Here is a 13,664-nt window from a genome sequence, read left to right as displayed (position 1 = left end):
CCGACGGCTCGCCGATTCATGGCTCAACATCCGCGACATCAGGCGATCCTCCGATCTCAAATCACTTGCCCTCCCGCCTAACCCGTGGGACGATGCCTTTGGGTAGGCGGCAAACTGAAAAAGCCCCGCCCGCGACGGTCGACAGGCCGGCCGCCGCTCCCAGGGAAACGCCTGAGTGGAGGTCAGTCATGGGAACTCGCGCCGGAGGACGACGCACGGGACCGAAATGCATTGCCATCGTCGGTCCCTTTGCAAGCGGTAAGACGACACTTCTCGAAGCCATATTGGCCCGCACGGGCGCCATCCCCCGCCAGAATCCGGTCTCCTCGGGAAACACAGTCTCCGATCATTCGCCCGAGGCACGCGCCCACGCCATGAGCGTTGAGGCGACGTTTGCCACCACCGACTTCGTGGGCGAGCAACTCACCTTCGTCGATTGTCCCGGCTCCATCGAATTCTCCTTCGAGGCAGAGCCGGTTCTGGCCGCCTGCGACCTCGCCGTGGTCGTCGCCGAAGCCGATGAGAAGAAGATCCCTGCCCTGCAGCTGATCATGCGCAAGCTCGACGATCTCGGCGTGCCGCGCATCATGTTCCTCAATAAGGTCGACAAGGCGATATCAGGCGTGCGCGACACGCTGAAGATGTTGCAGCCGGCGAGCTCGGTGCCTTTGCTGCTGCGCCAGATCCCGCTGCGCAAGGACGGCGTGGTGATCGGCTCGATCGATCTGGCGCTGGAGCGCGCCTACATCTATCGCGAATATGCCGAAAGCGAAGTCGCCCAGATCCCCAGCGACGACAAGGCGCGCGAGCTCGAAGCGCGCTTTTCCATGCTGGAGACGCTCGCCGACCATGATGATCAACTGATGGAGCAGCTGCTCGACGAAATCGAGCCGCCCAAGGACGCCATCTTCGACGACCTGGCCGCCGACTTGCGCGATGGTGCCGTGACGCCGGTGCTGATCGGCACCGCCGAGAAGGGCAATGGTGTGCTGCGGCTGCTAAAAACGATCCGCCACGACGCGCCCGATGTTGAAGCAACACACAAGCGCCTCGACGCACCTGACGGCAATGCGACCGTGGTCCAGGTGATGAAGACCATCCACACCGCGCATGGCGGCAAGCTGTCGATCTCGCGCATCCTGTCCGGCCAGCTTGCCGACGCCTCCGAGCTCTTCCTTTCGAACGGCGCGACGGCAAAGGTCTCCGGCATCTACAGAATGCTCGGCAAGGACCAGACCAAGCTCACCTCGGCCCCGGCCGGCGACACGGTCGCGCTCGGCAAGATGGACGAGGTCACGACCGGTCAGACCTTGAGCTCGGTCAAGGGCGGCATCAAGCCCTTGGTCACGCTGACGCCGCCGCAACCGGTCTTTGCCTTTGCGTTGCGACCGAAGGAACGCAAGGACGAGGTCAAGATGTCGGCCGCCGTCCAGCGCCTTGCCGAGGAAGATCCCTCGCTCAGCGTGCGCCACAATCAGGATTCGGCTGAAACCGTGCTGTCGGGCCATGGCGAAATGCATCTGCGTGTCGTGCGCGAGCGGCTGGAGGGCAAGAACCAGATTCCGGTCGAAGGCCATCCGCCGGCTGTGCCTTACCGCGAGACGATCCGCAAAGCGGCGCAGCAGCGTGGCCGTCACAAGAAGCAGTCGGGCGGCCATGGCCAGTTCGGCGACGTGGTGATTGAGATCAAGCCGCTGCCGCGCGGCTCCGGTTTCCAGTTCACCGACACCATCACCGGCGGCGCCGTGCCGAAAACCTATATCCAGTCGGTCGAGGCCGGCGTACGCGATTATCTGAAATCGGGCCCGCTCGGCTTTCCTGTGGTCGACGTCGCCGTCAACCTGTCCGACGGCTCCTATCATTCCGTCGATTCGTCGGACATGGCCTTCCAGATGGCGGCAAAGCTGGCGATGAAGGAAGGCATGGCCGCCTGCTCGCCGGTGCTGCTTGAACCGATCATGAAGGTGGAAATCGTCACGCCGTCCGACGCAACATCGAGAATCATCGCCCTGATCCCGCAGCGGCGCGGCCAAATCCTCGGCTATGATGCGCGGCCCGGCTGGCCGGGATGGGATGTCGTCGAGGCGACCATGCCGCAGGCCGAGATCGGCGATCTGATCATCGAGCTGCGTTCGGCCACCGCGGGCGTGGCCAGCTATCGTGCCAGCTTCGACCATATGGCCGAACTCACCGGCCGCCTGGCCGACGAGGCGTTGAACGCCAATGGCAAGGCCGCCTGACACTGGAACTTGGCGACAGTCAGGCTGCAGAACACAAGGAAACGGCGTCCGGACATGATCCGGACGCCGTTCTCTTGCGGACCGTCTTCGTGGGAGGCGAAATGGCAGGTCCGCCGCACATGCCGCCAACGCTTGACAGCCTCAGCGGAAGAATAGTTCGGACGCGGTAGCCGCCTGAGCCTGGATCGTCCGAGTGATGCCCCCATCTCCCGCACGAACCACACCGCGTCCTATGATCTGCTTAGTCGATGCTGCGCGCCCGCGACATGTTACCTGAGGTTACATGTCACTGTTACATGACAATTTCGGTCGGCTTTGCGTCAGCGCCGGCAGGGGTTCGGGATACAAAAAAGCCGGATCAACGAAGATCCGGCTGAGTTTGATTGGAAGTGCCTGTTAAGGCTAACCTCCAGAGGGGAACACTCGAGGGCGCTAATGGGAGGAGAACGCGCCCAGGAGATGATCCATATATGTGCTCATCATGCCCAAGAAACAAGCATCTATTTTGCAACACTCGCATGCAAAATGACACAGGCTGTGGTCTAACCCGTTGCTTGGCCTCGTAGGACCAGAAGAATCGCGAAATGCGGTGCGCAGCCAGTCAAGAATCATTGCGAAATGGCGAAACAGCGCCGATTTTCGGTCCAGAACGCAGAAAACAACGAATGATGGCGAATCAGGCAGCGCGCGTTTATTTTTGCGGCAGCCATGCATCGGCCCGAAAATCGCGCCGAAGGAAGCCCCGATGAAGACCCGTCAGGCGATCGCCGGCAGCGCGCTGTTCTTCATCGCAGCGCCCGGTGTGGTCGCGGGATTGCTGCCCTGGCTGTTGACCGATCGCTATCGTCTGCCATGGTCGACCCTGCCCGGCTTGGTCCCGGTCGGCTGGGTCCTGATTGGCGTCGCAACGGCCTTGCTGCTTCATGCCTTCGCCCGTTTTGCTCTCGAGGGCCTCGGCACGCCCGCTCCGGCCGCGCCAACCGAGCGACTGGTTGTCGGCGGCATCTACCGCCATGTCCGCAACCCCATGTATGTGGCAGTGCTGGCGATCATCCTTGGCCAGGCGCTGCTGTTTTCGAGCGCGGCTCTCGTCGCCTATGCCGCTATCGCCGCCGTCGCCATGGTCTCGTTCGTGAAGTTCCATGAGGAACCGACGCTTGCCCGCCGCTATGGCGCCGAGTACGAGGCCTACCGCCATGCCGTTCCAGGCTGGCTCCCCCGCCTGACGCCATGGCGGCCAATAAGGGATGATCGTCCGCGATGATAGCGCACTCGATTTGCAGAAGGTTTAGAACGACCAGCTTCGGGCCTTGGCGATGATGAAATCGCGGAAGACGTGCAGCTTCGCCTGGTTCTTCATCGCATCGGGATAGGCGAAATAGGTGTCGAAGGACGGCACTTCGGTCTCCGGCAACAACTGCACCAGCCCTGAGTCCTTGCTGACCACATAGTCGGGCAGCATGGCGATGCCGGCGCCACCCTGTACCGCGCGTTTTATCGACAATATGTCGTTGATCTGCAGCGTCGGCACCCGTTGCCCGCCTTCGAAATCGCCGACCGTTTCCAGCCAGTTCAATTCCGACAGATGCGCCGGCACCGGCACGCCGAAGGTGACGATGCGATGGCTTTTCAACTCGGCGATCGACGCCGGCTTGCCATACTTGTTGACGTAGGAAGGGGCGGCGTAGAGATGGAAATGCACCGTGAACAGGCGGCGCTGGATGAGATCGGGCTGCTGCGGCTGGCGCAGCCGGATCGCGCAGTCCGCCCGGCGCATGGTGAGGTCGAGTTCCTCGTTCGCCAGGATCAACTGCAGGCTGATCTCGGGATAGAGCTCGATGAATTCCTGCACGCGCTCGGTCAGCCAGCCGGCACCGAGCCCCACCGTGGTCGTCACCCTGAGCACGCCGGAAGGCCGATCCTTGGCCTCGGTCAGCCGCGACTTGATCGTCTCCAGCTTCATCAGCACGTCATGCGCCGTGCGGAACAGCATCTCACCCTGCTCGGTCAGCACCAGGCCGCGGGCATGGCGATTGAACAGCGGCACGCCGACATCATGTTCGAGCGCGCTGACCTGCCGCGAGATCGCCGATTGCGACAGATGCAGTGTCTCGGCGGCATGGGTGAACGACCCAGCTTCCGCCGCAGCGTGAAACACGCGTAGCTTGTCCCAGTCCAACGCCATGATGCCCCCATTCTGTTTTCTGGCGTCTGAATGAAAAATCAGGCTTTTGCGCGGCTTTTCTCGGCCGCTTGTTTACTCCGCCGCTTCGCGGTGAACTTCGATCCCGGCGAGGTACTTTTCCGCCTCGAGCGCGGCCATGCAGCCGAGCCCCGCCGCCGTCACCGCCTGGCGGTAGATGTCGTCGGTCACGTCGCCGGCGGCGAACACGCCCGGCACGTCGGTGCAGGTCGAATCCGGCGCCGTCCACAGATAGCCGTTCGGCTTCTGCTTCAGCTTGCCGGCGAACAGCTCGACCGCCGGCGCATGGCCGATCGCCACGAACACGCCGTCGACCGTCAGATGCATCTCTTGGCCGGTCACCAGATTGCGCAGCTTCAGTCCTTCCACCGACGGCGGCAGCGGCATCTTGCCGGACTGGCCGGTGATCTCGTCGACGACGGTGTCCCAGATGACGCGGACATTATCCTTCTTGAACAGCCGCTCGCTGAGGATGCGCTCGGCGCGGAAGTCGCTGCGTCGGTGGATGACCGTCACGCTCTTGGCCAGGTTGGAAAGGTAAAGCGCCTCCTCCACCGCCGAATTGCCGCCGCCGATCACCGCGACATCCTTGCCGCGATAAAAGAAGCCGTCGCAGGTGGCGCAGGCCGATACGCCGAAGCCCATGAAGGTCTGTTCGCTCGGGATGCCCAGCCATTTCGCCTGCGCACCGGTGGCGATAATCAGCGCGTCGGCGGTATAGGTGGCGCCGGAATCGCCCTTGGCACGGAACGGCCGCACGTTGAGGTCGACCTCGGTGATGATGTCGTTGATGACGTCGGTACCGACATGCTCGGCCTGTTTCAGCATTTGCTCCATCAGCCACGGACCCTGGATCGGATCGGCGAAGCCCGGATAGTTTTCGACATCGGTGGTGATCATCAACTGGCCGCCCTGTTGCAGACCGGCGACCAGCATCGGCTTCAGCATGGCGCGGGCGGCGTAGATTGCCGCCGTATAGCCGGCGGGACCGGAGCCGATGATGAGAACGGGTGCGTGCTTGGACGTCATATCGGGGCTTTCACAACAACCGGACGCGAATGAAGCGTCCGGCACAGGGATCGATTTCGGCCCTAATCTAGGTGTTGCAGACGACGCCAGCAAGACGACCTGGCCTTCGTCCCCGGAAAGCTTCCGCACAAAACAGACGATCCATGAACATCTTGGCGCGGTGACTGTGCCAAAATCCACCGGTTGAAGGGATGGAATGGACACCGAAGTCGTTTAATTACAAAATCACGAAAGATTCTTGCGTGAAGCGCCGAAGGTATCCATGCCGCTCAAAGCCGATCTCGATGCCATCGACTGGAAGATCCTGCGCGAGCTTCAGCAAGACGGGCGCATGACCAATGTCGAACTGTCCGGCCGCGTCGGCATTTCGGCGCCGCCATGCCTGCGTCGCGTCAGGCGCATGGAAGAGACCGGCATCATCCGCGGCTATCGCGCCTTGCTCAATGCGCCGGCGCTCGGCCTGGACGTCGTTGCCTTTTGCCTCATCGGCCTGCATCACCAGGCCGATGCGGAGCTGAAAACCTTCGCCGAACGCACCCGCGGCTGGCCGATCGTTCGCGACGCCTGGATGGTGTCGGGCGAATCCGACTTTTTGCTGCATTGCGTGGCGAGCGACCTCGGCGCCTTTCAGACCTTCGTCATCGAGGAACTGGCCTCGGCGCCGAATGTCGACACGGTGCGGACGGCACTGACCATCCGTCGCGTCAAGGACGAGGGCCTGGTGGCTTTCAGCGAAGTGAGACCTTAATCCCGGCCGAGCTCGGCGATGGCGTCGCAGAGTTTGCTGTGATCGTTATCGGTCGTCAGGTTACGCGTCCTGAACGCACCTTCGCCGGAAGTCCGATTGGATCTGCCGTTCACCAGCCAACCCTCGCAGAGCCCGGCTCGCCGTCCGGCTTCCATGTCATCGGCCTTATCGCCGACGATGATCGATCGGCTGATATCCACGCGCAGCAGATCGCGGGCGCGCAGAAGCATGCCCGGATTGGGCTTGCGCATCGGATGATCAGCTGCTGCCAGCTCGCCCGTCCCGCTCGAATGGTAGGCGCAGGCGAGCACCAGATCGATCCGGCAATTCTGCGCTTCGAGAAGCGCCAGCAGCCGGGCATTGACCGCGGCGAACTCCGGCCAGCCGAAATAGCCGCGGGCTATGCCTGATTGATTGGAGACCACGATTGCCGGAACGCCGGCGATGTTGGCCGTTCGGATCACCGGCAGCATCTGCGGCCGCAGCACGATGTCAGCCGGATCGCTGGGGTAGCCTCTATCGACATTGATGGTGCCGTCGCGGTCGAGGAACAGCGCCGGCGTGCCAGCTGGAAAAGCCGAGCTGCCGACCCGCTCGATCCACAGGCCCGGCGCTTCGAGCGGGTAACGATCAGACCTCACGACCGGGCCGATGTCAGCCATCACAGAGGCGCGCTTCGACCATTTCGCACAGATGATGATAGAGGCACAGATGCACCTGCTGGATGATCGGCGTCGAGGTCGAGGGCACGTTGAGCAGGATGTCGGAGAGCGGCTTGAGCTTGCCGCCGCTGTCGCCGGTCAGGCTGATCACCGTCATGTCCATCATGCGCGCCTGTTCGGCGGCGGCGAGGATGCTGGCCGAGTTGCCGCTGGTCGAGATGGCGAGCAGCACGGCACCCGCGGCGCCATGCGCCTCGACCTGGCGTGAAAACACCGTGTCGAAGCCGTAATCATTGCCCCAGGCGGTCAGCACCGCCGCATTGGCCGGCAGCGCGATGACGTTGTAGGCCTTGCGCTCCTTCAGGAAGCGGCCGACCAGTTCGCCGGCGATGTGAATGGCGTCGCTGGCCGAGCCGCCATTGCCGCAGATCAGCAGCGCCTTGCCCTGCGAAAGCGCGGCGACGACGGCGGTAACTGCCCGCTCCATCTCGCTGGTGAGGTCGCGCTCGACCATCGCGGTGATCGCGGCCGCCGAGCGGACCAGATAGTCGTTCAGTTCGGACATGAAAACCTCAGTTTGTGCTGCCGGCGCGCAACTTGCCGATGGTGCCGGTGGTGCTCTTGCCGGCGACGAGATCGACGAGCACGACGCGGCCGCCCGCCTTTTGCACGATTTCGGCGCCGACCACCTGATCGATCGTATAGTCGGCGCCCTTGACCAGTATGTCGGGCTTCAGCGCCTCGATCAGCGCGAGCGGCGTGTCTTCCTCGAAGACGACGACGGCATCGACCGAGGCAAGCGCCGCCAGCACGCAGGCGCGGTCATGCTCGTCGTTGACCGGGCGCCCCGGCCCTTTCAGCCGGCGCACCGAGGCATCGCTGTTGAGGCCGAGAACCAGCCGGTCGCACTGGCTGCGCGCCGCATGCAAAAGGCTGACATGGCCGGCATGAAGGATATCGAAGCAGCCATTGGTGAAGCCGACGCTCAGGCCTTCGTCCTTCCACGTCGCCACCAGCCGTGCGGCGGCGGCGGCATCGAGGATTGCATCCTTGTGGGCAATCGGTCCATGCGAGCGAAACAGCGCGCCGGTGAGTTCCTCGACCGTCAGCCGCGCGGTGCCACGCTTTCCCACCACCACGCCACCGGCCGCGTTGGCGATGGCCGCGGCAATGACGCGGTCGGCGCCCGCAGCCAGGGCCAACGCAAACGTAGCAATGACAGTGTCACCGGCGCCGGAAACGTCGAACACTTCTCGCGCCTGCGTGGCGATGTGGTGGGCATCGTCGGCGTCGACGACGCTCATGCCCTTTTCGCTGCGCGTCGCGACGACGAACTCGAAGCCATGTGCCGAGATCAGCTCACGCGCCGCGGCGACGATCTCGTCATCGGCAAACACCGCGCGTCCGACCGCCTCGCCAAGTTCCTTGCGATTGGGGGTGATCGCCGTCGCCCCGGAGTAGCAAGCATAGTCGCGGCCCTTGGGATCGACCAGCACCGGCTTTCCCGCCTCGCGGCAGATCGAGATCAGCTCGCCGGCGACGCCGTCGAGCAACATGCCCTTGCCGTAGTCGGACAAAATGACGATGTCGGCCTGCGCCAGCGCGGTGCGAAAATGCCGGATCAGCGTCGTCCGCTCGGCGTCGCGCAGCGGCTTGATTTCCTCTTCGTCGAAGCGCAGCACCTGCTGGTTGAGCGCGCTGAAGCGGCTTTTCGACGAGGTCATCCGGTTGGCGTCCTGCGCGAGACCGCCAGTGTCGACGCCAAGCTCGGTGAGCATGCGCATGAGATTGTCGCCGGCCGGATCGGCGCCGATCACCGAGACCGGTATCGCGGCAGCGCCGAGCGAGACGATGTTGGCGACCACATTGCCGGCACCACCCATCGCCGAGGTTTCGCCACGCCCGCGCAGCACCGGAATGGGCGCTTCAGGCGAAATCCGCTCGATGACGCCGTTGACGAAACGGTCGAGGATGAAGTCGCCGACCACCAGCACGGTGACGTTGCCGAACCGCGAGATGGCGCGGTGAAGCGGTTCAGGAGAAGGCAGGTATTGCTCGCTCATGTCATCTTCGACGTGCAATGAGAGCCGGTCCCGATGCTGTGAAAACGCTGGACTGGCAGGGCTGGTCGTTCATGGCGAAGCCGATATACCGCAATTCGGCTCAGCGCAACGGCAGGCACCGAACCGACCACAGCCAACGCCGGTCGGTTGGCGGATCAACTTTTCTGCAAAGCGACATGAACACCCAATCCGACGAGCACCGCGCCGCCCGCACGCCGCATCAGGCGTTGCGCGTGGCTCGAGCGTCGCAGCCTGGTGATCAGCGCACCCGCCAGCACCACGCACATGACATCCGCCGAGGAGAACATCAGATTGACGATCATTCCGAGGACGAGGAATTGCAGCCAGACGGGAAACGTCGCCGATGCGTCGATGAATTGCGGCAGGAACGCCATGAAGAAGATTGCAGTTTTTGGATTGAGCACCTCGACGGTGATGCTCTCGAAAAAGGCGCGGCGGGCGGATTTCGGCTCGATGCCTGAGATAACAGCATCGTCTTGCGCCCTGGCGCGGAACAGCGACACACCCAGCCAGATCAGATAGAGCGCGCCGGCCAGCTTGACCGCCATGTAGAGCGTCGGCACGGCATGGAAAAGCACGGACAGTCCTGCAGCGGCAGCGACGACGTGCACATAGCCGCCAAGATGGATACCCAACGCCGCCGTCAGGCCGGACCAGCGGCCGCGCGCCATGGTTTGCGCAGCAGCGTAAAGCATCGCCGGACCGGGGATGTAGGCAAAGATCGCCGTGGTGGCGAAAAAGGCGAAAAGCAGTTCGGTCGACGGCATTACCCTTGCTCCTGTCGTGCTTCGCCGGTGGATCGCCGACTGAAGCGAAAGCTGTGCGGCGCCACTGAGGTCTGCAGCCAACCGCCGGATTGCGACCTGCTTTATCGACAGCCCGGCACGCCTCCCCTATAAGGGCCGGAATCGGCACAAGATACCAGAGGCTTTCATGATCATCGTCACGGGCGGCGCCGGCATGATCGGCTCAAACATAGTCGCCGCGCTCAATGCCGAAGGGATCAGCGACATTCTCGTCGTCGACGACCTGACCGACGGCCACAAGATCGCCAATCTCGCCGATCTGCAGATCGCCGATTATCTCGACAAGGACGATTTCCTGCCGCGGATGGAGGCCGGCGACCTCGGCCGCATCGAGGCCGTCTTCCACCAGGGCGCCTGCTCGACCACCACCGAGTGGAACGGCAAGTTCATGATGGAGGTGAACTACGCCTATTCGAAGCGGCTGCTGCATGCCTGCCTGGCGCTGCGGCTGCCTTTCCTCTATGCCTCCTCGGCTTCCGTCTATGGCGGCGGCGCCGAGTTTCGCGAGGAGCCGGACTGCGAGCGCCCGCTCAATGTCTATGCCTATTCAAAGAAGCTGTTCGACGACTATGTCCGCCGCACCGTCTTCGATACCGATCATTCGCCGGTGGCCGGCCTGCGCTACTTCAACGTCTATGGACCGCGCGAGGCGCACAAGGGCGCCATGGCCTCGGTCGCCTTCCATCTGTTCAACCAAGTCGAGCAAGGCCACAACCCAAAGCTGTTCGGCGCCTATGACGGTTTCGGACCTGGCGAGCAGAGCCGCGACTTCATCCATGTCGGCGACGTTGCCGATATCAATCTGTGGTTGTGGAAACGCGGCTCAAGCGGCATCTTCAACTGCGGCACCGGCCTTGCCCAGCCGTTCCGCGCGATTGCCGAAACGGTGATCGGCACGCTCGGCAAAGGCGAGATCGAGTTCATCGACTTCCCCGACCATCTCAAGGGCAGCTACCAGAGTTTTACGCAAGCTGATATGTCCCGGTTGCGCGCCGCCGGTTACAATGGTCAGTTTCGCACAGTGGAAACCGGCGTCAGAGACTATGTCGAATGGCTGAAAGCCCAACGATCCTCGTGATCGGCCCACGCTGGGTGGGCGACATGGTGATGGCGCAGTGCCTGTTCTCGGCGCTGGGAGAGCTTCACCCGAACGCCGCGATCGACGTGCTGGCGCCGGCATGGGCGGCGCCACTGGTCAAGCGGATGCCCGAAATACGCCGGCAGGTCGATCTGCCGCTGAAATCCGGAGCTCTGGAATTCCGCATGCGAAGGCGCTTCGGCCGCCTGCTGCGCGGCCACTACGACATCGCCTATGTCATGCCTGGAAGCTGGAAGTCGGCGCTGGTCCCGTTCTTTGCCCGCATTCCGCGCCGTGTCGGCTACCTCAAGGAAATGCGCTACGGGCTGCTGACCGATATCGTTGCCTTGCCCGACAATGTGAAACGGCGCACGGCGCAGGCCTATTTCGGCCTCGCGCAAGGCGGCACGTTCCATGCTCCCAAGCTCGCCGTCGACACAAAGAACCAGGCGGCATTGCTGGGCCGCTTCGGGCTGGAGGCGAAGAAATTCGTCGCGCTGATGCCGGGCGCCGAGTTCGGCCCGGCCAAACGCTGGCCGAGCGAACGCTATGCCGGCCTTGCCCGCGACATGATGGCCAAAGGTTTTGCGGTCGCGCTGTTCGGGTCGAAGAACGACGCCGACGTAACGGCGGAAATCGCCACGCTTACACCTGATGTTGTCGACCTCGCCGGCCAGACGCGGCTGGAGGACGCCATCGACCTGATCGCCGCGTCCCGGCTTGCGGTGTCGAACGACAGTGGGCTGATGCATGTTGCGGCCGCGGTCGGCACGCCGATCGTAGCCGTCTACGGATCGACCTCGCCGCACAATACGCCGCCGCTCGCCGAGCAGCGCGAACTGGTCTGGCTCGGCCTGTCCTGTTCGCCCTGCCATCGCAAAATCTGCCCGCTCGGCCATCTCAACTGCCTGAACACGCTTGAGGTGGCACAGGTCGCGGCGGCGGCGGAACGGCTGCTGGAAATGCCGGCCGCCGCATGAGGGTGCTCATCGTCAAGACATCTTCGATGGGTGACGTCATCCACAGCTTTCCAGCCGTCGAAGATGCGCGCCGCAACCGGCCGGACGTGTCGTTCGACTGGTGTGTGGAAGAGGCTTTTGCCGGCATCGTGGCGCTGCATCCGGCGATCGCAACCATCCACACCGTGGCAATCCGGCGCTGGCGCACAAGCCCGCTCGGCCCCAGCACATGGCGCGAGGCAGCGGGATTGCGCCGCGCCTTGCGGGAGTGCCGCTACGATCTCGTCATCGACGCGCAAGGATTGCTGAAGTCGGCCGTGGTGGCGAAACAGGCCGCGGCGCCGATCGCCGGCTTCGACCGGTCGAGCGCTCGCGAGCCTTCGGCGACCGTGTTCTACGACCGCCGCTATGCTGTGCCGCGCGACCTGCACGCCATCGAACGCACAAGGCGGCTGTTCGGGCTGGCGCTCGGCTATGAACCGGATTTTTCCGGGCTCGACTCCGGCATCGTGCCGCCGGCCAGCGGTTCGACCTTTGTCGGCGAAAAAGCCGCCTTCCTGTTGCACGGCACCAGCCGCGAGGACAAGAAATGGCCGGTCGGCGACTGGATCGAGACGGCCCGGCGTCTCGTGGAAAGTGGAATGACGCCGGTCACCACCTGGTCGAACGACAGGGAAAAGGCGGTTGCCGAGGCGATTGCCCAAGCTGTTCCACAGACCGTGCTGGTGCCGAATTCACCGCTTGCCGAGATCGCCGCGATCATCGGCCGGTCGGTGCTGATCATCGGCGCCGATACCGGCCTTACCCACCTCGCCAGTGCCTTCGGCCTGCCGACCGTCGCGGTGTTTGTGGCGACAGAACCCGGCCTGACCGGCCCGCGCGGGCCGTTCTCGTCAACGCTGCTGGCCGCGCCCGGCGCTCGTGTCGCGCCGATAGAAGTGGTGGCGGAAGCTGAGAGGCTGCTGGCGCTCAAATCGCAGGCCGCGACATAGGACCTTTTCAGAATTCGCTCTGGCGAGTCGAATAGCGTGGTTTTCGAGAACCGGGAGCGGAGCGTACTTAAAGTACGTGAGCACCGGAAGCGCAGAAAACCGCGCTAGTCGGCCGCCAGAGTAGAATTATCAAAAGGCCCTAAATGAACTGCACCTGGACGATCTCATAGCCCCGCGCGCCGCCTGGCGCGTTGACCTCGATGGCATCGCCGACTTCCTTGCCGATCAGCGCCCGCGCGATCGGCGAGGAGATCGAGATGCGGCCTGACTTTACATCCGCCTCCTGGTCGCCGACGATCTGGTAGGTCTTCTTCTCTTCCGTGTCCTCGTCGACCAGCACCACGGTCGCGCCGAACTTGACCTTTTCGCCGCTGAGCTTTGTGATGTCGATCACCTCGGCGCGGGCGATAAAATCCTCGAGCTCGTTGACGCGGCCCTCATTGAGACTCTGCGCCTCTTTCGCCGCGTGGTATTCCGCGTTTTCAGAGAGATCGCCGTGCGAGCGCGCTTCGGAGATTGCTTCGATGATGCGCGGCCGCTCTTCCTGCTGGCGCCAGCGCAGTTCTTCCTTCAATGACGCGAACCCCTCGCCTGTCATCGGGACCTTGTTCATAATGCCTGACCTTTCCTGCCGCCGCCCCCGCATTCCGGGGGCGACCTTGTCGATGGGTACAAAAAGAAAACGGTCCGGCAGCCTCGGGCTAACGGAACCGTGTCACCGCAATTTCCTCCAATATAGCAATCTTCGCGGGTTTTTCACGCCAAAAAATCGGTTTTGAAAAATTCGCCCGCCATTTGTGGAAATGCCGTCATGGCAGCCCGGCGGCCGGGCGAGCCGCAATAAAAACCGGCTGCGATTGCTC

General features: G+C 63.3%; 13 protein-coding genes. 6 read left to right on the top strand and 7 right to left on the bottom strand.

All coding sequences use genetic code 11. The annotated features are described in order from the left end of the window. Nucleotides 1-188 precede the first annotated feature (188 nt). Nucleotides 189-2,240, top strand: a complete 2,052-nt coding sequence (locus M727_RS0101260; protein ID WP_027151127.1) for an elongation factor G — start codon at nt 189-191, stop codon at nt 2,238-2,240. Nucleotides 2,241-2,985: 745 nt separating this feature from the next. Next, the gene (locus M727_RS0101255; RefSeq protein WP_027151126.1) at nt 2,986-3,504 is read left to right on the top strand and encodes an isoprenylcysteine carboxylmethyltransferase family protein; all 519 of its coding nucleotides are present in this window, start codon (nt 2,986-2,988) and stop codon (nt 3,502-3,504) included. Between the two features lie 24 nt (nt 3,505-3,528). Here the strand turns inward: M727_RS0101255 and M727_RS0101250 are convergent, their stop codons facing one another. Together M727_RS0101250 and trxB are read right to left on the bottom strand one after the other, a co-directional pair. Continuing rightward, complete coding sequence (locus M727_RS0101250; protein WP_023799796.1) at nt 3,529-4,425, bottom strand: LysR family transcriptional regulator; 897 nt, start codon at nt 4,423-4,425, stop codon at nt 3,529-3,531. Between the two features lie 72 nt (nt 4,426-4,497). Then, entirely contained in the window at nt 4,498-5,472 is a 975-nt protein-coding gene (gene trxB / locus M727_RS0101245; protein WP_027151125.1) for a thioredoxin-disulfide reductase, read from the bottom strand. 262 nt (nt 5,473-5,734) lie between these two features. On the opposite strand from trxB, the gene M727_RS0101240 reads away from it, so the two are divergent. After that, nucleotides 5,735-6,220: an Lrp/AsnC family transcriptional regulator gene (locus tag M727_RS0101240; protein WP_027151124.1), complete on the top strand. Its 486-nt coding sequence runs from the start codon at nt 5,735-5,737 to the stop codon at nt 6,218-6,220. Here the strand turns inward: M727_RS0101240 and M727_RS39045 are convergent. The 4 genes from M727_RS39045 to M727_RS0101220 all read right to left on the bottom strand — a co-directional run bounded on the left by M727_RS39045 (nt 6,217) and on the right by M727_RS0101220 (nt 9,733). After that, nucleotides 6,217-6,882 carry an HAD family hydrolase gene (locus tag M727_RS39045; RefSeq protein WP_084646579.1) on the bottom strand — a complete coding sequence of 222 codons (666 nt, stop codon included), beginning with the start codon at nt 6,880-6,882 and terminating at the stop codon, nt 6,217-6,219. The two genes, M727_RS0101240 and M727_RS39045, sit on opposite strands and share 4 nt — an antisense overlap. Next, nucleotides 6,875-7,447 carry an SIS domain-containing protein gene (locus M727_RS0101230; protein ID WP_027151123.1) on the bottom strand — a complete coding sequence of 191 codons (573 nt, stop codon included), beginning with the start codon at nt 7,445-7,447 and terminating at the stop codon, nt 6,875-6,877. Before M727_RS0101230 ends, M727_RS39045 begins: the two co-directional genes overlap by 8 nt. 7 nt (nt 7,448-7,454) lie before the next feature. Further along, nucleotides 7,455-8,945 (bottom strand): D-glycero-beta-D-manno-heptose-7-phosphate kinase, encoded by a 1,491-nt coding sequence (gene rfaE1, locus M727_RS0101225; RefSeq protein WP_027151122.1) that lies wholly within the window; start codon nt 8,943-8,945, stop codon nt 7,455-7,457. Nucleotides 8,946-9,100: 155 nt separating this feature from the next. Continuing rightward, nucleotides 9,101-9,733 carry a LysE family translocator gene (locus M727_RS0101220; protein ID WP_027151121.1) on the bottom strand — a complete coding sequence of 211 codons (633 nt, stop codon included), beginning with the start codon at nt 9,731-9,733 and terminating at the stop codon, nt 9,101-9,103. A 166-nt stretch (nt 9,734-9,899) separates the two neighbouring features. Between M727_RS0101220 and rfaD the strand changes: the two genes are divergently transcribed. The 3 genes from rfaD to waaC are packed head-to-tail and all read left to right on the top strand — an operon-like array spanning nt 9,900 to nt 12,801. Continuing rightward, complete coding sequence (rfaD, locus tag M727_RS0101215; protein WP_027151120.1) at nt 9,900-10,850, top strand: ADP-glyceromanno-heptose 6-epimerase; 951 nt, start codon at nt 9,900-9,902, stop codon at nt 10,848-10,850. Then, the gene (gene waaF / locus M727_RS0101210) at nt 10,823-11,830 is read left to right on the top strand and encodes a lipopolysaccharide heptosyltransferase II (RefSeq protein ID WP_027151119.1); all 1,008 of its coding nucleotides are present in this window, start codon (nt 10,823-10,825) and stop codon (nt 11,828-11,830) included. The genes rfaD and waaF overlap by 28 nt, the downstream gene beginning before the upstream one ends. After that, nucleotides 11,827-12,801, top strand: a complete 975-nt coding sequence (gene waaC, locus M727_RS0101205) for a lipopolysaccharide heptosyltransferase I (RefSeq protein ID WP_027151118.1) — start codon at nt 11,827-11,829, stop codon at nt 12,799-12,801. The genes waaF and waaC overlap by 4 nt, the downstream gene beginning before the upstream one ends. 139 nt (nt 12,802-12,940) lie before the next feature. On the opposite strand, the gene greA is transcribed toward waaC, so the two are convergent. Next, the gene (gene greA / locus M727_RS0101200) at nt 12,941-13,414 is read right to left on the bottom strand and encodes a transcription elongation factor GreA (RefSeq protein WP_023799806.1); all 474 of its coding nucleotides are present in this window, start codon (nt 13,412-13,414) and stop codon (nt 12,941-12,943) included. Between the last annotated feature and the right edge of the window lie 250 nt (nt 13,415-13,664).

It is taken from the genome of Mesorhizobium sp. WSM2561, from assembly GCF_000513915.1.
GTDB classification, from domain to species: domain Bacteria; phylum Pseudomonadota; class Alphaproteobacteria; order Rhizobiales; family Rhizobiaceae; genus Mesorhizobium; species Mesorhizobium muleiense.
The sequence above is the reverse complement of the archived record's forward strand: the minus strand, read 5'-3'. Positions and strand labels throughout refer to the sequence as shown.